The organism is Leptobacterium meishanense, from assembly GCF_037645805.1.
GTDB classification, from domain to species: Bacteria; Bacteroidota; Bacteroidia; order Flavobacteriales; family Flavobacteriaceae; genus Leptobacterium_A; species Leptobacterium_A meishanense.
On the sequence record NZ_JBBEXE010000003.1, the window covers coordinates 149,893 to 170,630 of the forward strand.

The following is a 20,738-nucleotide window of genomic DNA, read 5'->3' on the forward strand; positions in this document are numbered from 1 at the left end:
TAGTCGGTATTAACGGGCTAACCTTAACCCAGTAAATTGCCATTGTAAATGTGGATGAAAAAAGTTCCGGTAAGTATGCCTGATATGGTTTTTTGGGGAGGCCACTGATCCACCCCGGAGCACTTTTTGATTCACCATAAACTTACCGTTGTATTCACCTAATGCCCCAGCTGCTTTTTTATATCCCGGATAAGGCAAGTAGGCACTTTCAGTCCATTCCCATCGGTACCCATGATCAAAATGGTTGCAGGCAGCTTCCCATTCAAACTCAGTAGGAAGGCGCACGCCTTTCCATTGCGCATAGGCAAAAGCTTCATAGTAAGAAATATGGGTAACAGGAATTAGTTTATTTATTTTTTCCAACCCCTTCATAGCATATCGGTGCCATGTGCCATCAATTTTATGCCAATATAAGGGTGCTTTAATATTATTTTGATTGATCCAATCCCACGCTTCGGCATGCCATAGATGAAAAGTTTGATACCCTTCATCTTCTATAAATTCGAGATATTCAGCATTGGTAACGAGTTTGTTGGCTATTCCAAAATCGTGCAGGTAGACTTTATGCCTTCCCAGTTCATTGTCATAACAAAAAGCATCTGAATCATGGCCTATTTCATAGATACCTTCAGCAATTTGGATCCATTCAAAAGTGTTGGTTTCGCTAATATTTTCTTCAAAACTATCAGAATATTTCGGCAGTAATGGGTTGTTACCCAAAATATATTTAATGTCTGTCAATAATAACTCCTGATGTTGTTTTTCATGATGGATACCGATCTCTGTTAGTTGAAAAATTTCTTCAGAGGGAGTGCTTTCCAAAAGGTTTTCCATTGCCTGGGTCACATACTTTCGATAAGCATATATTTCTTCAACACCCGGACGTGATAAGTTCCCTCGGTCAGTTCGAACCACGCGCTTTCCAAAAGTTTCGTAATAGCTGTTAAAGATGAAAAAGAAATCGTCATTATAGGCTTGGTATTCTTCCACATGTTTTTTTAGGATAAAAGCTTCAAAAAACCAAGTAGTATGACCCAAATGCCATTTGGGGGGCGAAACATCCACCACGGGTTGAGGGATATAATCCTCCACTTCCAGTGGTTTACAGATATCTTCTGTTGTTTTTCGGGTTTCTATAAAAGAAGTAAGAATAGTTTCCGTAATAATCATCTTTTAATAAAAAGAAGTGAAACCCAAAGTTACATAAATAAAATCGCACACATTTTAGACAGATGGTTAAAATATATTGATTTTTTAAATAGCTACTGTTGCCCTTATTGGAGGATGTGGATCATAATCCACCAAAGTAAAGTCTTCAAATTTAAAATCAAAAATAGAAGTCACCTCAGGATTGAGGAGCATCTTTGGTAGTGGCTTTGGAGTTCTTGATAATTGTTCGTTTACCTGTTCCAGGTGATTTGTATAAATATGGACATCTCCGAAGGTGTGAATAAATGTTCCGGGTTGATAACCACATACCTGAGCCATCATTAATGTTAATAATGCATACGATGCAATGTTAAAAGGAACACCTAGAAAAACGTCAGCGCTTCGCTGGTAGAGTTGGCACGATAGTTTTCTGTCGGCTACATAGAATTGAAAGAAAGCGTGACAGGGAGGAAGGGCTGCTTTGCCATTGGCAACATTTTCTGAGAAAGAAACAGAAGTGTCTGGTAATACACTAGGATTCCACGCAGCTACTAGCATCCGCCGGCTGTCAGGATTACTTTTCAATGTGTTGATTACTTCTGCTATCTGATCAATACCTTCGCTGTTCCAGTTGCGCCATTGATGTCCATATACAGGGCCGAGGTTTCCATTTTCATCTGCCCATTCATTCCAAATTCTGACACCATTTTCTTGAAGGTATTTGATATTGGTGTCTCCTTTTAGAAACCATAAAAGTTCATGGATAATTGATTTTAAGTGCAACTTTTTGGTAGTGACCATAGGAAAACCCTCTTCCATATCAAATCGCATTTGGTGTCCAAAGATACTAATGGTACCTGTTCCAGTACGGTCTTCTTTTCGGGTTCCGTTCTCCAAAATATGTTTTAAGAGGTCGTGGTATTGTTTCATCTAAATTTTTTCTTGAACAAATCGAATATAAAAAATGTATTGCTTTACCGAAGCAAAAAAGAAGGGTTTTTTATCAAGAGTTTATCAACGGTTATCCAATAATCATTCCTGCAAGCGTGGCAGAAAGCAACGAAGCCAAAGTACCTCCTATAACAGCTTTAAGACCAAATTTAGAAAGTGTTTTTCGTTGTCCGGGGGCTAATGACCCAATACCTCCAATTTGAATCCCGATAGAGGCAAAATTTGCAAAACCACAAAGCATATAGGTTGCCATGATAATGGATTTGTTATAAGTAAGGTGTAGAGGGTTAACAGGGTTTTTTAAGTCGGCCAATTGAATGTAGCCTACAAATTCACTAGCCGCTAACTTTATGCCCAATAATTGTCCCATGAGGGCCATATCTTCTTTGGCAACGCCAATAAGCCACATAAGAGGTGCGAACAGATATCCGAGAATAAATTCAAGTGACAAGCTTTGGTATGGTGTATTATTTATAATCCAGTTATTTAAACCTGTAAATCCACCAACTTTCAGAAATCCAAAATTGATCATAGCAATAAAAGCGATAAAAACTAATAGCATGGCACCCACATTGGCAGCCAGTTTTAGCCCTTCGGTAGTTCCATTGGCAATAGCATCTAAGATATTGCTCCCTATTTTTTCTTGGGAAACTTCTACAACGGACTCAATTTTTTCTGTTTGAGGGTAAAGCATTTTGGAGATAACGACTGCGCCTGGAGCAGCCATAACAGATGCAGCCAATAAATGTTTTGCAAACTGAAGGCGAAGAATAGGATCGTCGCCCCCTAAGAAACCAATATACGCAGCCAAAACACCGCCAGCTACTGTGGCCATCCCGCCAACCATTACCAAAAGGATTTCAGAACGGGTCATTTTTTCCAAGTAGGCTTTTATCATTAAAGGGGCTTCGGTCTGTCCAAGAAAAATATTACCTGTTACGGATAAGCTTTCAGCGCCTGAAATCCCCATTAATTTTGTTAACCCCCAAGCCATTCCTTTTACGACTACTTGGATAATACCAAGGTAGAAAAGGACAGAAGTAAGCGCAGAAAAGAAAATAATGGTAGGTAATACTTGGAAGAGGAAAATAAAACCATAGCTTTCCACGTCCATCATACCACCTAACAAAAACTCACTGCCGGCTCGTGTAAAATCAAGTATCTTTATAAAAATACTACCAACAAACTCAAACGCTTTTTGGATAAAAGAAACTTTGAGAATACCAATGGCAAGCACAATTTGAAAGGCCAGGCCAATCCCCACTGTTTTCCAGTTTATATGTTTTCTATTGCTGCTAAACAGGTATGCAATCAGCAATAGTGAAAGCATGCCTAATATACCTCTCCATAAACTGCTTGTAGAAAAGCCATTACTTGGGATGATGGTATTATTTGTGATGGATTCTTGATCAATTATGGTGTTGGCATTCTCTATATTTCTTGTAAAAGCATATTGTACGCTATTCTCCGTAAATATGAGTGTAGAGTCGGTGGCAGTAGTTATTTTATAAAATCGAACAGTATCTTTAGGTTGTTTGTAATAAAATACCAGTAACTTATCTTGAACAAGGTAATTTCCGGAAGCTTTCAAATTATTTTTACTCGCTAACTGATATGTAAAATCACCATCAGTAAGCTGTAGGATATCATTTTGCGAAATATTGAATAATTTGTTATTTTCTGAGTCGGTAATGGATTTAAAATTCCACTCCCCTTCAATAGTTTGAGCTTGTGACGCAATACTAAACAGGAGTAGTAGCCCAAATAGATGTTTTTTCATGCGTAGGTTTATTTCTTTTCTCGTTTGGATAGCTCATCCCGTATTCTTGCAGCTTTTTCATAATCTTCATTTGCTACAGCTGCTTGTAACATGTTGCGAAGCTCCTTTGTGGCATATGAAGTATAGCTTTCAGTTGAAGCCATTTCTTTTTTAGGAGTCTCTTCACTTGTTCCTGAGAGTATTTCATCTACAACAATGCTTTCATCACCTTCTTTGTCTTGAGATAGCTTCAAATAAATCCCTGCCTTATCTAGAATGGTTTTATAGGTGAAGATAGGCGCCTTAAACCTTATAGCCAGTGCGATAGCATCGCTTGTTCGGGCATCTACAATTTCTTCTATCCGGTCTCGTTCACATATGATGCTTGAATAAAAAACACCATCTACCAGTTTGTGAATAATTACTTGTTTTATCACAATATCAAAACGGTCAGCAAAACTCTTAAATAAATCATGGGTAAGCGGTCGAGGAGGTTTTATTTCTTTCTCCAAGGCAATGGCAATCGATTGTGCTTCAAATGCACCAATTACAATAGGGAGTTTCCGTTCTCCATCTACCTCATTGAGAATAAGTGCATACGCCCCATTTTGGGTTTGGCTATATGAAATACCTTTTATGTTTAAGCGAACTAAGCTCATAATACATTGCAAACATACCAAAAGGCTGTCTGAATAAGGGATTACCTCTATTTCTGACAGCCCTTACTGGGTACAATTTAACAAAAATTATGCGTTTTGAGCCTTAAATTGTTTTAATTTTTCGATTAATGAAGGAACAACTTCAAAAGCGTCTCCTACGATCCCATAATCAGCTGCTTTAAAGAAAGGAGCTTCTGGGTCGTTATTGATAACTACTTTTACTTTTGAGGCATTAATTCCTGCTAAATGTTGAATAGCCCCAGAGATCCCTACAGCTATATACAAGTTAGAAGCAACAGGTTTTCCTGTTTGCCCTACGTGTTCGCTATGTGGTCTCCAGCCTAAATCGGATACCGGTTTTGAACAAGCAGTAGCAGCTCCTAAAACGTCGGCGAGTTCTTCAATCATTCCCCAATTTTCAGGCCCTTTAAGGCCACGTCCTCCTGAAACTACTATTTCCGCATCGGCAATAGTTACTTTTCCGGAGACTTTATCTACGTTAGCGACTTTTGAAGTGAATAAATTATCTGATAATTCAGGAGAAAAAGTTTCCTCAGTAGCAGCCCCATTGGATTCTTTTAGACCAAAAGAGTTTTTAGAAAGGCCTATAATTTTCACATCGGTGTTCATTTCTGTAACATTGAACGCTTTGTTAGTAAACGCTGTTCTTTTCACCTTGAATGGAGTAGTGCTTTCGGGAAGGGTAATTACATTGGAGGCGTAACCTGCATTAAGGTTTACAGCGACTATGGGGGCTATATATTTTCCGTTGGCACTGGAATTTATAACGACCACTTTACTACCTTCTTTTTCCGCTGCTTGCTTTACAACATTAGCGTATGCTTTTGCATTGAATGTATTTAATTTTTCATCAACTACTTTGAGCACTTTATCAACACCATAAGTAGCAAGTTCGTTAGTGCTATTAGTATTTATGGAAATTGCAGTAACAGAAACCCCTAGCTTTTCTGCGAGGCCTTTTGCATAAGAGGCTGCTTCAAAAGCAGTTTTTTTTAGCTTTCCGTCTTCAGATTCAGTATATACGAGTATAGACATAGATTTTATGTTTTATATCAGAGTTTGTTATGGTTTTAATTTAGATGACTTTAGCTTCGTTGTGAAGAAGGTCAATAAGTTCATCCAGATTATCGGGAGCCACTAATTTTACATTCCCTTTTGGAGCTGGTTTCTCAAACTGTACAGCTGTTGTTCTTTTTTCAGCGGCTGTCGCTTCTACTAAAGTAAGTTTCTTTTGCCTAGCCATCATAATCCCTCGCATATTAGGGATACGGAGGTCGCTTTCCTCTACCAACCCTTTTTGGGCACCTATAACAAGCGGTAATGAGGTTTTTATGGTTTCCTTTCCGCCATCTATCTCCCTTAGTGCCGTAGCTTCATTTCCTTCAATTTCAAGACCAATACAGTTATTCACAAAATTAGCATCTATCAATGTTGCTAACATTCCGGGAACCATTCCACCGTTGTAATCAATAGATTCCCTTCCGGCGATGATAAGGTCATAACCATTCTCTTCTACTACCTTTGCTAATTGTTCTGCAACAAAAAAACCATCGGTTGCTTCAGCATTTATGCGAATAGCATCATCTGCCCCAATGGCCAACGCTTTTCTAAGCGTAGGTTCTGTCTCAGGCCCTCCTACATTTACAACAGTAACAGAAGCCCCCTGTTTTTCTTTGAACCACATGGCTCTGGTTAAACCAAATTCATCATTAGGATTAATTACAAACTGCACCCCATTAGTGTCAAATTTTGCATTCCCTTCCGTAAAATTTATTTTTGAAGTGGTATCCGGAACATGGCTAATGCATACGAGTATTTTCATTTTTATATTTATTTATTATAGATTTGAAAAATGTGGCTACGAAGATACTGATATTTTCCTGAATATACTATGCGCGCATAGTATATTTTTGTCAATGAAAGCCTGAGAAAGTTTTTTATTTATTACTATTTTTGCTGTTCTATTTTTGAACAGAACTTTAACAGTACTTGAATGAAAACAATACAGTTCAGACAAGCAATAGCAGAGGCCATGAGCGAAGAAATGCGTAAGGATGCGTCTATTTACTTGATGGGTGAAGAAGTGGCAGAATACAATGGTGCCTATAAAGCTTCTAAAGGAATGCTAGATGAATTTGGCCCTGAAAGGATTATAGATACACCTATATCAGAATTGGGGTTCTCTGGAATAGGTGTAGGTTCTGCGATGAACGGGAACCGTCCTATTATTGAATTTATGACTTTTAATTTTTCCTTAGTAGGAATTGATCAGATTATAAACAATGCGGCTAAGTTGCGACAGATGAGTGGTGGGCAATTTAACATTCCGATAGTTTTTAGAGGGCCTACAGCTTCTGCCGGCCAGTTAGCGGCTACACACTCCCAGGCTTTTGAGAGTTGGTATGCCAATTGTCCGGGATTAAAAGTAGTGGTGCCTTCCAATCCGTATGATGCGAAAGGGCTTTTGAAATCAGCTATCCGTGATGATGATCCGGTAATTTTTATGGAATCTGAACAGATGTATGGCGACAAAGGCGAAGTTCCTGAAGACGAATATACAATTCCATTAGGTGTTGCTGATATTAAAAGAGAAGGGACAGATGTTACTATTGTTTCTTTTGGGAAAATTATAAAAGAGGCTTATAAAGCAGCTGAAGAACTGGAAAAAGAAAACATTAGCTGCGAAATTATTGATTTGCGCACTGTGCGGCCGATGGATCATGATGCCATCTTGAACTCTGTCAAGAAAACAAACAGATTGGTGATTTTAGAAGAAGCATGGCCATTTGGGAATATTGCTACAGAAATTACCTATCAGGTTCAGTCACAGGCGTTTGATTATTTAGATGCGCCTATTGTAAAATTAAATACAGGGGATACCCCAGCACCCTATTCCCCGGTATTGTTAGAAGAATGGCTGCCCAATTACAATGATGTCATAAAAGCCGTAAAAAAAGTATTGTACAAATAAATACAGATTTGTAACGTTATAAAGGCTTCACTGGCATTGTTATTGTTAGTGAAGTTTTGTTTTTAATTTATGCTATGCAAAAGGTTTTAGGTTTTTTCTTTTTTTTAATAATGGTTGTCTCAACGTGGTCACAAACCAAAGTAAGTGGTATCGTAGTAGATGAATCGGGCGAAGCCGTACCCTTTGCCAATATTATCTTCAAAGACTCTTCGGAAGGGACTATCACAAACGATAATGGGCGTTTCTATATAGAATCGGATAATACCTATACTGCTATCATTGTATCTTTTGTGGGCTACACTACACAGGAAATATTGTTAGAAAGTAAAGTCAACTATGATCTTACGGTAGTACTTCCTGAAGGAGAGCAATTAGACGAAGTGGTCGTTATTTCAGGGAAGCAGTCGAAAAAGAACAATCCGGCGATCGATATTTTAAGAAAAATATGGGCAAAGAAAAGAGAAAATGGTATTAGGAAGTTCGATCAGTACCAATATGATAAATATGAGAAGGTAGAATTTGATCTGAATACGATTGATAGTGCTCTCATAAAAAGTAAACTGTTCAAGGGACTTGAATTTGTTTTTGAAGAGATGGACACTTCCCGAATTACCGGAAAAACATACCTGCCCATTTTTATCAATGAAGCATTCTATAAAGTATATGGAGACAATGGGTACGGAAAGGTAAAAGAAGATCTTATTGGAAATAAAAATTCAGGATTCAGTAACAATCAAAGTATTATTGCCTTTGTTCAAGATTTATATGCAGACTATGATATTTATAATAACTACTTGAAATTTTTTGACAAAAGTTTTGTGAGCCCACTATCCAAAACAGGTATAGATGTGTATAACTATGCGTTGGCTGATTCTACTTTCATCGATAATAAATGGTGCTACAATATCATATACTACCCACGCCGAAAAAATGAACTTACTTTTAAAGGCGATTTTTGGGTAAATGACACCACTTTTGCCATTAAGAAAATAAATATGGCCGTTACAAAAAGTGCCAATATCAATTGGGTAAAAGAGATATACATAGAACAAGAATTTCAGGTAGTCAATGACTCGGTTTTTTTGTTGAAAAGGGATTATATGTTGAGTGACTTCAGCCTGCGTAAAAAAGAAGAATCCCGTGGAGTATACGGAAAGCGTACAACAGTTTATGATAATTATGTGTTTGATGAACAAAAACCCAAGAAATTCTATGAACAAGAGATAGATCCTCATGATGAAGAAATTTACAATAAGGACGATGCATTTTGGACTACCAACCGTTTGGAAAAACTCAATAAAGACGAACAAGGAATTTACAAGCTAATTGATACCATAAAACACGTCCCCAAATTTAAACGTCTTTATACATTAGGTTCTGTATTGGCCTCCGGATATTGGGAAATTGACAAATGGGATTTTGACTATGGTCCTGTGTTTTCCACTTTCGGGAACAATGACGTGGAAGGATTTCGTTTACGAACAGGAGGAAGAACCTATTTTGGTCAAAATGATTTATGGCGGATAGAAGGCTATACTGCCTATGGATTTAAGGATCAAAAGTTTAAGTATGGAATTTCCGGCAAGTGGTTGATCGGCCGTAAAAATAGGGTTATTATAAGTGGAGGGAACCGGCGTGACATTGAACAGATTGGAGCAAGCCTCACAGCTACAAGCGATGTTTTGGGACGTAGCTTTGCATCTTCAGCACTCCTCACAGCAGGCACCAATGACAAGCTTACCAATATCAATCTCACCACTGCAGCTATTGAGTTTGAACCGTTCAAAAACTTGATTTTTAAAACAGGGGGTTCCTACCGTACACTTAAATCGGCATCACCCCAGACGTTTAGTTTGGATTACATAGATCCGGAGTCACCCACAGGGATCTCTTCACAAACAAAACAATTAGAACTAAACGTGTCATTTGAATACACGCCCAGTAGAAAAACTATAGGGTATGGGGTAGAACGAAAAGATGTAAATGACGATTATGCCCGCTTTTTTCTTACCTATACCAGAGGCATAGAAGGAACCTTAGAAAGTGATTTCGAATACGATAAAGTACAACTTTTTTACCGTAACCCTATTCAAATAGGTGGTTTTGGCCGATTGCTTACGGTGGTAGAATTAGGGAAAACATTTGGAGAAGTTCCCTTAGGGTTATTAAGCCCTGTGCCTGGAAACCAAACCTATTTTTCCATTTTCAATACCTTTCCCAATATGGATTTTTATGAATTTGTGACCGATACCTACACTTCCATTCATTTAGAGCATAATTTCGGTGGACGGCTACTTTCAAGAATTCCTTGGTTGCGCGATTATAACCTTAGGGAAATTATTAGTGTAAGAGGGGTGTGGGGTAAACTTTCAGATGCCAATATAGCACTTAGCGCTCCTGCCAATATACCTTTACGGGCACCTTCTGATAAGATTTACTGGGAGTATTCTTTTGGAATAGGGAATATTTTTAAAGTCTTCCGGATCGATTTTAATTTCAGGGGCAATTATTTAAACCTTCCCGATGCAAGGGAATTTAGTGTAACCGGGGCATTCGGGTTTTTCTTCTAACTCAATTTTAAGGTTATTATTCAATATTTAGCGTGCTAATATTTTTTATTAAAACAATAATTTATACAGTAAAACCCTAAATAATATACTGTAAATATACAGCATAACTTAGACGTTATTTCTTAGATTTGTTATAGGTTATAATTCTAATAACTACAACAAGTATGAAGACCTATTTACAACTTATTATGCTGTTATTGGCAGTAGCAGTCTATGCCCAATCCCCTCAAAAAATCAATTATCAGGCAGTTGCTCGCGATAATGCAGGTAACCCGTTAGCAAACAAAAATATTGCCACACAAATTATTATCAGGGAAAGTAATGCTATTGGTACGATAGTCTATACTGAGACCCATGCTGTTACTACCAATGCTTTCGGACTTTTTACCCTTGAGGTAGGAAATGGTACTACTACCGATAATTTTAATTTGATTGATTGGGGAGCCACTTCCCACTATGTGCAAATGGGTTTAGATCCCACAGGAGGTAATGCCTTTACCAATCTGGGAACTTTTGAGCTTCTTTCCGTACCCTATGCCCTTTACGCACAGGATGCAGGGGTAGCTGCCAGTCTAGGTGACATAGGTGCTGCTGATGGACAAGTACTAAAATGGAATGCCAATACCACGGCTTGGGAACCTACAGATGTTAGTGGTACCAGCCAATGGAACGATATTGCAGGGGGTATTAACTATGCCGGTGGGAATGTAGGGGTCGGTACAGATATCCCTACTGCCAAATTGGATATAGTCGGAGATATTAATACCACTACACAATACAACCTTGATGGAGTACGGATACTTGATCAAGTAGGAAGTAACCTGCTTCTGGGAAAAAATACAGGAGATAATTTGACTACAGGTTTGCTAAATACTTTTATTGGCCAATTCTCGGGGTTCAATAATACAACAGGCTCAGATAACACCTTTGTTGGTCAATCTTCCGGATCCAACAATACGACGGGTATGCGAAATACTTTTGTTGGAAAACTTGCAGGAGGTAGTAACACAATAGGATCTAGTAATACTTTTATCGGGTTTCAGGCCGGATATAAAAATACGGATGTAGGACAACAAAACACTTTTATAGGGAGTGTTGCAGGGAATGAAAATACGACGGGATTTCAAAACATATTTATTGGCACATTTGCAGGGACTCAGAATACTACTGGCAATACGAATATTCTTATAGGGGGAAGCACTGGAAATACCGAAGGTAATCTAAATATTTTTATTGGGGCATCTGCTGGAAATCGTCATACTACCGGTGATGAAAACGTCTTCATTGGCGTAAATGCTGGAAATGACAATCTTACGGGTCAGCGAAATACTTTTGTTGGCCGTTCAGCTGGCAGTGATAATACTAATGGAAGCAGTAACGTATTTTTAGGGTATAGAGCAGGGGTGAATGAAACTGGCTCTAATAAATTATATATCAGTAACTCATCTACTTCCTTACCGTTAATCTATGGTGAGTTTGATAACCAATTGCTCACCATAAACGGTACTGCCCAAGTAACAGGTTCGTTAGACATGAGGAATACTTCCATTGTTGATGTAGCCGACCCTGTTAACCCAAAAGATGCTGCTACCAAATCTTATGTAGATCAAGAAGTGGGTACTAATGCTACTCAATGGGACAATATTACCGGAGGTATTAATTATGCTAACGGCAATGTAGGAATTGGCACAACAACCCCATTAGAGAAAATGGAAATAAGCGGTGCCTTAAAAATTGGGAATACCAGCAATGCAAATCCTGGAACAATTAGGTGGACAGGAAGTGATTTTGAAGGCTATAATGGTACAGAATGGGTGTCGTTAACTAGTCAGGGAAGTGCTGCTTTCTCTGTAATAAAGGGGCCATCTAGGTTGGATCTCACTATTGAAAGTTCTGGGGATATTAATATAAGATCTAGTACAGACTGGACGGCAACCATTGAAAACCCACTTATTGCTACAATAGATAAAACATCAGGTAGTGCTGGACTTACGACAGTTACCGTTAACTCTAAACAGACTTTTGGAAGTGCTAGGATTTTTTTTAGATCTACAGATGGAGAAGATTCAATTCAAGTACTCGTAAATGTTTTCTACTAAACCAAATTTAAATAACTTTTAGCTAAAAACGTTTACCATAAAGAATCAATATAATTGCATTAAACGGTTATTTTTTTTAGCTATTTTAATTAGCTTTTATGACTAATTTCCAAAAGATTACTTGCCAAGACATTGCTCTCTATGATATTGATGTTTTCGGAGTACTTCTCAATGAGAAAATCTTATATAATTAAGCACATTCTTATTTTCATTATTTAAACCTTCCCGATGCCCAAAAATTTGTTGTAACTGGGGCATTCGGGTTCTATTTTTAATAAAACCGCCTAGCACCTTTTTATTATACCATTCTTTTTATACTTTTGCACGGCAAATTTATAGACTATATACGAATGGAATCAAATATTATTTTCGCACCGATCGCATTGGCAATTGTAGGATTGTTGTTTATGTTCATTAAAATGACGTGGGTTAAAAGACAAGCCCCAGGAAGTGAGAAGATGCAAGGGATTTCTAAAGCAATAAAAGAAGGGGCCTTGGCCTTTTTGGGAGCAGAATACCGGCTACTTTTGGTATTTGTACTGATAGCTTCTGCCGCCTTATTCGGAATTTCCTATTATGTAGACACAACTAGTTGGATGATTGTTCCGGCGTTTATTATAGGAGCTGTGTTTTCCGCACTTGCCGGAAACATAGGTATGCGCATTGCCACAGAGGCGAATACACGTACTGCTGAAGCAGCAAAGACAAGTTTGCCACAAGCCTTAAAAGTGTCATTTGGTGGAGGTACAGTAATGGGGTTAGGCGTTGCAGGATTGGCTGTATTAGGGCTCAGTTTGTTATTTTGGTTATTCCTGAGCCAGTTTATGGGGCAAGAGGGAAGTTTTTATACGAATATGACCATCGTTCTAGAGACCTTGGCAGGATTCTCATTAGGAGCAGAATCAATTGCGTTATTTGCACGTGTAGGTGGTGGAATTTATACCAAAGCAGCTGATGTAGGTGCTGACCTCGTGGGGAAAGTAGAAGCAGGAATTCCTGAAGATGATCCTAGAAACCCGGCAACGATAGCAGATAATGTGGGAGATAATGTAGGAGATGTGGCTGGTATGGGTGCTGATTTGTTTGGCTCGTATGTAGCAACCGTATTGGCAGCTATGGTGCTTGGAAACTATGTGATAAAAGACATGTCAGCGGTCAATCAATTTACAGATGCATTCAATAATATGGGCCCCATATTGCTACCTTTGGTAATAGCCGGTGTAGGTATATTGGCTTCTATTTTGGGGACATTTTTAGTTAGAATTTCAAGCAATGAAGCAAAAGAGGCTCAAGTTCAAAAAGCGTTAGATACTGGAAACTGGACAGCAATCATACTAACTCTTATAGCAAGCTGGTTCTTAATACGATGGATGTTACCAGAAACCATGCAGATGAACTTTTTTGGTGAAGGTTTAAAAGAAATCCCATCACGCCACGTGTTTTATGCATCCATGATAGGATTGGCGGTAGGTGCTCTGATTTCTGCGGTAACAGCCTATTATACAAGCTTAGGTAAAAAACCGGTATTGAATATTGTACAAAACAGCTCTACCGGAGCAGCTACAAATATTATTGCCGGATTGGCAGTAGGTATGAAATCTACCTTCTTCTCTGTTATTTTATTTGCGGCAGCAATATTCGGCTCATATGCTTTAGCAGGGTTTTATGGAGTAGCACTGGCAGCATCTGCGATGATGGCTACTACGGCGATGCAATTGGCCATTGATGCTTTTGGGCCGATTGCCGACAATGCAGGAGGCGTAGCAGAAATGAGTGAATTAGAACCGCATGTTCGTGAGCGTACCGATATCCTAGATTCTGTAGGGAACACCACAGCTGCAGTAGGAAAAGGGTTTGCTATTGCATCGGCAGCGTTGACTGCCTTAGCTTTATTTGCCGCATATGTGACATTTACAGGAATTGATGGGATCAATATTTTTAAAGCAGATGTATTGGCCATGTTATTTGTTGGAGGGATGATCCCGGTAGTGTTCTCCGCTTTAGCGATGCAATCTGTAGGTAAAGCAGCTATGGAAATGGTACAAGAGGTAAGAAGGCAATTCCGTGAAATCCCTGGAATTATGGAAGGAAAAGGTACACCGGAGTATGCTAAATGTGTAGATATATCAACTAAGGCTGCATTAAAAGAGATGCTAGTTCCTGGTTTAATCACTATTATAACACCTATTGTTATTGGGTTGGTATTTGGTGCCGAGCCTTTAGGGGGCTATATGGCAGGTGTGTGTGTTTCAGGCGTTATGTGGGCTATTTTTCAGAACAATGCCGGTGGTGCATGGGACAATGCTAAAAAATCTTTTGAAGCAGGTGTGATGATCAATGGTGAGATGACCTATAAAGGTTCAGAGGCACACAAAGCAGCTGTAACGGGAGATACCGTAGGAGATCCATTCAAAGATACTTCAGGTCCATCAATGAACATTCTTATCAAGCTTACCTGTTTAGTAGGATTAGTGATTGCTCCAATTTTAGGAGGGCATGGTGCTGAGACATCAGGAAATGAAATAAAGAAAGAAGTGGAAGTAAAAATGATTAAATCAGGAGATGATGAAGGCGTGGAAGCAGTTATTACAATTACCTCAGACGAGAATGGGGAAATGATTGTAGAAGAAAAGGTACTGAAAGGAACAGAAGAAGAAATAAAAGAACAACTTAAAGAGTTTGAAGTAGAAATAAATACGACTAGCGAGAAAGGCTCAAAGAAAGTTATCAAAGAAGTTCGTATAGAAAAAAAGCAATAGTAAGCATATATTATGTTGAAAAAATGCGGCAGTAATGACCGCATTTTTTATTTAAAAAAGTACCCATTAAAACAATCCGTGGATTTCTGCATCAATCCGGTTGATGATATCCCCGAGATCTTCCGGATTATCAACAAAATTCAGTTTATCAACATCCAGCACAAGCAGTTTTCCCTTATCATAATTTTGCACCCAGCCCTCATAACGCTCATTCAAACGGCTCAAATAATCAATAGAAATGGAATTTTCATATTCGCGACCGCGCCGGTGAATTTGATTGACCAGATTGGGTATAGAACTTCTTAGATAGATCAATAGATCCGGGGGAAGTACAAGCCCTTCCATTAAATCAAACAATGCTTTATAATTGCTAAAGTCTTTGTTTGTCATAAGCCCCATAGCATGCAGATTAGGTGCAAAAATATGGGCGTCTTCATAGATGGTACGGTCTTGTATGATTTTTTTGCCACTTTCCCGGATTTGCAACACCTGACGAAAACGGCTATTCAAAAAATAAATTTGAAGATTAAAACTCCAACGCTCCATTTGATTGTAAAAATCATCTAAATAAGGATTGTCTTCTACGTCTTCAAAATGGGCATCCCATCTATAATGTTTTGAGAGTAAATGTGTAAGTGTAGTTTTTCCGGAACCAATATTTCCTGCGATAGCGACATGCATATTACTCGGGTTGATTAAGGTTTAGTATAAAGTGATAAAGTTTTTTATTGTTGTAAATATACAAGTTATCCCCTCTTAGATAAAAATCTTTAATAGAAATATTGACAGGTAATTTTATAGGAATGGTTATATAACTGCCTTTTTTTATGTAAAAAAGTTTATTTTTCTTCTTCAAAACAAGGTTTTCACTTGATTGATGAAGATCATCAAATCCGTTTAGTGCTATTTTTTGTAATAAACTACCATAAATATTATATTGGTATAGTGTGTTTATGGTCAATGCCCAGCAGAAGTTATAATTGCTTTCCCATGCAATGACATCCTCTGTAATGGGTTGATTGATGCTTAATATGTTTTTTTGCTGGTAATCAAATAACTCGGGTTGTTGTATATCGGTATTAAAGATCCATAAACTTTTGTTGATCGCAGTGGAAACATATTGTACATTTCTAAAGCTTTGGATTTCAGAAAACCGTATTTGAACAGTCTCGTTTAATGTATTGTCTAATTTAATTACGGTATTAAAGTCACTATAAAAAACAGTTATATCTAATGGGTTTAATATATCTACACTTGATATGGCACCTAATTGGAGGTTATTGTAAACAAACACTTTACTTGCTGTTTTTTTATGGAAAATATTATCTTTTATATAGTATATATTATTAAAATCATCAACCCCTATAAAAATATCAGCGGTAATCGGAAGACTATCTTTAATGGATAATGAAATACTTTCCTGAGAGAAAAGAAGTCCTGTTGTTAAAAAAAAGATAATAGAAGTAACTATATTCATAACTATCTCACAAAATACAAAAAATGTAAAGGACACATTAATAAAAACTTCTTTGTGTTGTTTTTATAGGATAGTTTTTATGGTATAAGAATAATCCCCAAATTTAAAAACATCGCCAATATGTTTCCCTTTTAAAGATTTATAAATAGGAGCATTCTCTGAAATTCCGACAAATTTTTTATTATCAAAATCAAATACAGGCATTACAGTACCAATAACAAAATTGAGGTTTTCCGTACATACAACTGCTCCAAAAGTAACCTCATTAAGTGGAGTAACAGGGAATTTCTCAATCAATCGCATTTCTTCATGTGCCCGTTCAATGCGCAATTGTAAATTAATGGAAGCAGTTGTCCATTCATCCTGATGCGAAAAATCTTCCGGATCTCTGGTATCCTCTTCATCAAGATCAGCTCCATGCTTATAGCTATCCCGAATATTTTCAAGTTCATCAATATGCTTTTGGTGTATTACAACCATTGTTTTCTTTAAAGCTTCTTTATCAATCATAATTCTAATTTTAGTGATTAAAAATACTAAGTTTTTATGCCTTTATGTATGACAAATCTCATTCTTTTTTAAAAGACATTAAGGCAAAGATGTTATACAAAAAACATTTTTTACATTTGCACGACAGACTTTTGAAAGGAAAGTTTGAAAGGTTACAGTCCCGACAGATAAAGTTGTTTATAGTATAAAAAATACTATAGCAATACAACCTTCTTTTAGGAGGCATGTCAAAAGTTTCTATAACAATGTAAAAAATAAATTATGCCATATTTGTTTACTTCCGAATCAGTTAGTGAAGGACATCCTGACAAAGTAGCAGATCAGATAAGTGATGCACTCTTAGATAACTTCTTAGCATTTGACCCTAATAGCAAAGTAGCTTGTGAAACAATGGTTACGACCGGGCAAGTAATATTAGCAGGAGAAGTAAAAAGCAATACATATTTGGATGTACAACAAATAGCTAGAGAGGTAGTTAATAAGATTGGGTATACCAAAGGAGCGTATCAGTTTAGTGGCGATTCGTGCGGTGTCATTTCATTGATTCATGAACAATCACAAGACATTAACCAAGGTGTAGACCGTACAAAAAGAGAAGAACAAGGAGCAGGAGACCAAGGCATGATGTTTGGCTATGCGACCAAAGAGACAGCCAATTATATGCCTTTGGCGTTAGATATTTCCCATAAAATATTACAAGAGTTAGCAGCATTGCGAAGAGAGCATAAAGAAATCCCTTATTTACGACCCGATGCAAAATCGCAGGTAACTATAGAATACAGTGATGATAATATTCCACAACGTATAGATACTATTGTAATATCAACCCAGCACGACCCTTTTGATACAGATGACAATAAGATGTTGGCCAAAATAAAAGAAGACATCATTAATATCTTAATGCCACGGGTAATAAAACAATTGCCCCAATATGTACAGGAACTTTTTAATGATAAAATCACCTACCATATAAACCCTACAGGGAAGTTTGTAATAGGAGGCCCTCATGGGGATACCGGACTAACGGGTAGAAAAATTATTGTAGATACGTATGGCGGAAAAGGAGCTCATGGAGGAGGCGCATTTAGTGGAAAAGACCCAAGCAAAGTAGATAGAAGCGCAGCCTATGCAGCAAGGCATATTGCTAAAAATTTGGTAGCGGCAGGGGTAACAGACGAGGTATTAGTACAAGTAAGCTATGCTATTGGGGTAGTAGCACCTACCTCTATTTTTGTAGATACGTATGGAGCAGCTAATGTAGATATGAACGATGGAGAGATTGCTAAAAAAGTAGCGGAGATATTTGACATGCGGCCCTTTGCCATAGAAGAACGATTAAAACTTCGAAACCCTATATATCTAGAATCAGCAGCATATGGGCATATGGGTAAAGAACCTAGGATAGTAAAAAAAATATTCAATTCCCCATACAATGGAACCATAGAAAAAGAAGTAGAACTATTTACTTGGGAGAAGTTAGATTATGTGGATAAGGTAAAGGAAATTTTTGGAGTATAAGAGTACTTACAACGCTTCAAAACAGTTGATAGCCGGTAGTTCATTTTGAAGACAGATTAATTTTCAGGAATTGATGAATCAAATAATACGCTATATAATTATAATGGGTATTTTATTGTACGCGTTCCCATTATCCTCACAACCATCAGAGTACGACAAAGGCATTAAAAAGGCAACCCGCCTTATTGAAAAACTCGTTAAGAAAAAAAAAGTTCCCGGGCTGGCTATTGCAGTATCAAAAAATGGAGAAACTATTTGGGAAACAGGTTTTGGCTATGCAGATATTGAAAATAAAGAGCCTGTACAACCTGGAAAAACCATTTTTAGAATAGCAAGTGTATCCAAACCATTGGCAGCAACAGCATTGGCAAAAATGGTAGAAGAAAAAAAAATAACACTAGACAGTTCATTCTACAAATACGTTCCCTATTTCCCTAAAAAAAAACATGATTTTACCATCCGGCAACTAGGAAGCCATACAGCTGGAATCCGTACCTACAAAGGCAATGAATTTTTAAACAATAAACCTTTGACGATTAAAGAAGGTATCGCCATGTTTCAGGATGACCCACTTCTTTTTGAACCGGGCACCAGTTATGCATACAATAGTTATGATTGGACACTTATTTCTTTGGCTATGCAGGAGGCCTCTGGGATGCCTTTTGAAGAATATGTCGAAGAAAATGTATTAAAACCACTAGGGATGGAACATACGTTTCCGGAGGGAAACAGCCCTATACTCAACAAAGCTGTTTTTTACTCTAAGAAAGGAAAGCGGAAATTCCGATTGGCGACTCAAGTCGATAATTTTTACAAACTGGCAGGAGGAGGGTACCTATCAACGGCCACCGATATTTTAAAATTAGGGAATGCATATCTGAAAGGGGACTTTATACCAAGTACCATAACACATCAATTTCTCTCTTCTCAAGAACTAGGTGAGCAGTTAACGTATTATGGAATTGGTTGGGAAGTAAGCTATGACCATAAAAAAAGGCCTTATTATGGACATATTGGCAATGGAGTGGGGGGGTATGCTGTTTTCAGGATTTATCCTGCACAGAACATGGTAGTTTCTATACTGATAAATGTTACCAACCCACAAATAGAAAAGAAAACCGATAAAATTATTGATGCAGTGATGAAAAGAGCTATGCTCTATCAATAGTAAGTTCCCTGAACAGGCTTTCCAAATTTTTATTTTTTTGATTTAGTTGAAGCGTTTTTAATTGATGATCATGTGCAAAATCAAATACTGCTGGTCGCATATCTTTAGTAGTAGAAAAGGTGAGTTCATACACAAATCCCCCTGTGTTTTTTAGCTCTTTTAAATATGGAAGTTGTTGTAATAAAGGGGTTTCTACCCGATAATCAAATTCCACTTCAATTATTTGGGTTTGAGCATCGCGAAGCTCCGAAAGCTTTTTATCAGTTACAATAACCCCCTTATTAATAATAATCACTCGGTCACAGATAGCCTCCACTTCCTGCATGATATGAGTAGATAGCAAAACGGTCTTTTCTTCACCTACATTTTTGATTACGTTCCGTATTTCAGCCAATTGATTAGGGTCCAATCCCGTAGTAGGTTCATCAAGGATCAATACATCAGGTTTATGGAGCAATGCCGTAGCCAAACCCACTCGTTGCCGGTACCCTTTTGACAATTGATGAATTTTTTTATGCGCTTCCGGTAACAATCCGGTTAATTCGATAACTTCTTCAATGCAACTTTTCGGAATGTTGTAAACATCTGCATTAAAAGCCAGATACTCTCGCACATACATATCGAGATATAGCGGATTGTGTTCTGGTAAATATCCAATGCTTTTTTGCACTGCCTTTTTAGCCGAAATCACATCATGACCGTTTATTTTCGCACTTCCTTCATCAGCCTGAAGATATGTAGTGAGGATTTTCATTAAGGTAGATTTCCCGGCACCGTTAGGGCCTAAAAAACCAACAATTTCCCCTTTTTTAACAGAGAAAGACACTGAATCCAACGCTTTCTGCAAGCCATAATGCTTGGAAATATTTACAACCTCAATAGACATAGGAAATGTTTCCTCAAAAATACACAATTATATAACTGAAAAATGCATGTATTATTCTCAATTAATGAAAACTTAAAAACAAGAATTATTGATTCTTTTTTTCTTATTTAAAAATTTGAAAAAAATTATAAAACGTAATTGTTTTTTCAAATTAATAAGTATTTTAGCCAACAAATAAGAGTAGATAATGTTTTTAACTAACTATTTCTGGAAAGGATTTTATTTTTTCTTCTACTATTTT

The 20,738-nt window shown here is 37.5% G+C and carries 16 protein-coding genes; 6 read left to right on the forward strand and 10 right to left on the reverse strand.

The genetic code is table 11. The features are described from left to right. Positions 1-9: 9 nt before the first annotated feature. The 6 genes from egtB to WBG21_RS04895 form a co-directional block, all read right to left on the reverse strand. On the reverse strand, positions 10-1,170 hold the full coding sequence (gene egtB, locus WBG21_RS04870) for an ergothioneine biosynthesis protein EgtB (protein WP_340075386.1): 1,161 nt from the start codon (positions 1,168-1,170) through the stop codon (positions 10-12). 84 nt (positions 1,171-1,254) lie between these two features. Next, positions 1,255-2,079 carry a thymidylate synthase gene (locus tag WBG21_RS04875; protein WP_340075388.1) on the reverse strand — a complete coding sequence of 275 codons (825 nt, stop codon included), beginning with the start codon at positions 2,077-2,079 and terminating at the stop codon, positions 1,255-1,257. Positions 2,080-2,170: 91 nt separating this feature from the next. Then, the gene (locus WBG21_RS04880; protein ID WP_340075390.1) at positions 2,171-3,880 is read right to left on the reverse strand and encodes a nucleoside transporter C-terminal domain-containing protein; all 1,710 of its coding nucleotides are present in this window, start codon (positions 3,878-3,880) and stop codon (positions 2,171-2,173) included. Between the two features lie 8 nt (positions 3,881-3,888). Next, the gene (locus tag WBG21_RS04885) at positions 3,889-4,518 is read right to left on the reverse strand and encodes a bifunctional nuclease family protein (protein WP_340075392.1); all 630 of its coding nucleotides are present in this window, start codon (positions 4,516-4,518) and stop codon (positions 3,889-3,891) included. An 87-nt stretch (positions 4,519-4,605) separates the two neighbouring features. Next, entirely contained in the window at positions 4,606-5,574 is a 969-nt protein-coding gene (locus tag WBG21_RS04890; protein ID WP_340075394.1) for an electron transfer flavoprotein subunit alpha/FixB family protein, read from the reverse strand. A gap of 40 nt (positions 5,575-5,614) precedes the next feature. Next, positions 5,615-6,361: an electron transfer flavoprotein subunit beta/FixA family protein gene (locus tag WBG21_RS04895; RefSeq protein WP_340075396.1), complete on the reverse strand. Its 747-nt coding sequence runs from the start codon at positions 6,359-6,361 to the stop codon at positions 5,615-5,617. A 171-nt stretch (positions 6,362-6,532) separates the two neighbouring features. Between WBG21_RS04895 and WBG21_RS04900 the strand changes: the two genes are divergently transcribed. The 4 genes from WBG21_RS04900 to WBG21_RS04915 all read left to right on the forward strand — a co-directional run bounded on the left by WBG21_RS04900 (position 6,533) and on the right by WBG21_RS04915 (position 14,938). Beyond that, a complete protein-coding gene (locus WBG21_RS04900; protein ID WP_340075398.1) occupies positions 6,533-7,510 on the forward strand; it encodes a pyruvate dehydrogenase complex E1 component subunit beta in 978 nt (325 codons plus the stop codon). A gap of 74 nt (positions 7,511-7,584) precedes the next feature. After that, positions 7,585-10,080 (forward strand): DUF5686 family protein, encoded by a 2,496-nt coding sequence (locus WBG21_RS04905; RefSeq protein WP_340075400.1) that lies wholly within the window; start codon positions 7,585-7,587, stop codon positions 10,078-10,080. A 164-nt stretch (positions 10,081-10,244) separates the two neighbouring features. Beyond that, positions 10,245-12,179: a hypothetical protein gene (locus tag WBG21_RS04910; protein ID WP_340075403.1), complete on the forward strand. Its 1,935-nt coding sequence runs from the start codon at positions 10,245-10,247 to the stop codon at positions 12,177-12,179. Positions 12,180-12,529: 350 nt separating this feature from the next. Then, complete coding sequence (locus WBG21_RS04915) at positions 12,530-14,938, forward strand: sodium-translocating pyrophosphatase (protein ID WP_340075405.1); 2,409 nt, start codon at positions 12,530-12,532, stop codon at positions 14,936-14,938. Positions 14,939-15,004: 66 nt separating this feature from the next. Here the strand turns inward: WBG21_RS04915 and WBG21_RS04920 are convergent, their stop codons facing one another. From WBG21_RS04920 to WBG21_RS04930, 3 genes are all read right to left on the reverse strand, one after another. After that, positions 15,005-15,619 carry a deoxynucleoside kinase gene (locus WBG21_RS04920; RefSeq protein ID WP_340075407.1) on the reverse strand — a complete coding sequence of 205 codons (615 nt, stop codon included), beginning with the start codon at positions 15,617-15,619 and terminating at the stop codon, positions 15,005-15,007. Position 15,620: 1 nt separating this feature from the next. Beyond that, positions 15,621-16,415: a hypothetical protein gene (locus WBG21_RS04925; protein WP_340075409.1), complete on the reverse strand. Its 795-nt coding sequence runs from the start codon at positions 16,413-16,415 to the stop codon at positions 15,621-15,623. 63 nt (positions 16,416-16,478) lie between these two features. After that, complete coding sequence (locus tag WBG21_RS04930; RefSeq protein WP_340075411.1) at positions 16,479-16,925, reverse strand: hypothetical protein; 447 nt, start codon at positions 16,923-16,925, stop codon at positions 16,479-16,481. 261 nt (positions 16,926-17,186) lie between these two features. Here WBG21_RS04930 and metK point away from each other — a divergent pair, with 261 nt between their 5' ends. Further along, on the forward strand, positions 17,187-18,443 hold the full coding sequence (gene metK, locus WBG21_RS04935; protein WP_340075413.1) for a methionine adenosyltransferase: 1,257 nt from the start codon (positions 17,187-17,189) through the stop codon (positions 18,441-18,443). A gap of 73 nt (positions 18,444-18,516) precedes the next feature. Next, positions 18,517-19,611 carry a serine hydrolase domain-containing protein gene (locus WBG21_RS04940; protein ID WP_340075415.1) on the forward strand — a complete coding sequence of 365 codons (1,095 nt, stop codon included), beginning with the start codon at positions 18,517-18,519 and terminating at the stop codon, positions 19,609-19,611. On the opposite strand, the gene gldA is transcribed toward WBG21_RS04940, so the two are convergent. Continuing rightward, positions 19,595-20,497, reverse strand: a complete 903-nt coding sequence (gene gldA, locus WBG21_RS04945) for a gliding motility-associated ABC transporter ATP-binding subunit GldA (RefSeq protein WP_340075417.1) — start codon at positions 20,495-20,497, stop codon at positions 19,595-19,597. The genes WBG21_RS04940 and gldA overlap by 17 nt on opposite strands. Between the last annotated feature and the right edge of the window lie 241 nt (positions 20,498-20,738).

Excerpts from the sequence above, each read along its gene's own strand:
- egtB (WP_340075386.1), bottom strand. The coding sequence starts at position 1,170 with ATGATTATTACGGAAACTATTCTTACTTCTTTTATAGAAACCCGAAAA.
- WBG21_RS04875 (WP_340075388.1), bottom strand. The coding sequence starts at position 2,079 with ATGAAACAATACCACGACCTCTTAAAACATATTTTGGAGAACGGAACC.
- WBG21_RS04880 (WP_340075390.1), bottom strand. The coding sequence starts at position 3,880 with ATGAAAAAACATCTATTTGGGCTACTACTCCTGTTTAGTATTGCGTCA.
- WBG21_RS04885 (WP_340075392.1), bottom strand. The coding sequence starts at position 4,518 with ATGAGCTTAGTTCGCTTAAACATAAAAGGTATTTCATATAGCCAAACC.
- WBG21_RS04890 (WP_340075394.1), bottom strand. The coding sequence starts at position 5,574 with ATGTCTATACTCGTATATACTGAATCTGAAGACGGAAAGCTAAAAAAA.
- WBG21_RS04895 (WP_340075396.1), bottom strand. The coding sequence starts at position 6,361 with ATGAAAATACTCGTATGCATTAGCCATGTTCCGGATACCACTTCAAAA.
- WBG21_RS04900 (WP_340075398.1), top strand. The coding sequence starts at position 6,533 with ATGAAAACAATACAGTTCAGACAAGCAATAGCAGAGGCCATGAGCGAA.
- WBG21_RS04905 (WP_340075400.1), top strand. The coding sequence starts at position 7,585 with ATGCAAAAGGTTTTAGGTTTTTTCTTTTTTTTAATAATGGTTGTCTCA.
- WBG21_RS04910 (WP_340075403.1), top strand. The coding sequence starts at position 10,245 with ATGAAGACCTATTTACAACTTATTATGCTGTTATTGGCAGTAGCAGTC.
- WBG21_RS04915 (WP_340075405.1), top strand. The coding sequence starts at position 12,530 with ATGGAATCAAATATTATTTTCGCACCGATCGCATTGGCAATTGTAGGA.
- WBG21_RS04920 (WP_340075407.1), bottom strand. The coding sequence starts at position 15,619 with ATGCATGTCGCTATCGCAGGAAATATTGGTTCCGGAAAAACTACACTT.
- WBG21_RS04925 (WP_340075409.1), bottom strand. The coding sequence starts at position 16,415 with ATGAATATAGTTACTTCTATTATCTTTTTTTTAACAACAGGACTTCTT.
- WBG21_RS04930 (WP_340075411.1), bottom strand. The coding sequence starts at position 16,925 with ATGATTGATAAAGAAGCTTTAAAGAAAACAATGGTTGTAATACACCAA.
- metK (WP_340075413.1), top strand. The coding sequence starts at position 17,187 with ATGCCATATTTGTTTACTTCCGAATCAGTTAGTGAAGGACATCCTGAC.
- WBG21_RS04940 (WP_340075415.1), top strand. The coding sequence starts at position 18,517 with ATGAATCAAATAATACGCTATATAATTATAATGGGTATTTTATTGTAC.
- gldA (WP_340075417.1), bottom strand. The coding sequence starts at position 20,497 with ATGTCTATTGAGGTTGTAAATATTTCCAAGCATTATGGCTTGCAGAAA.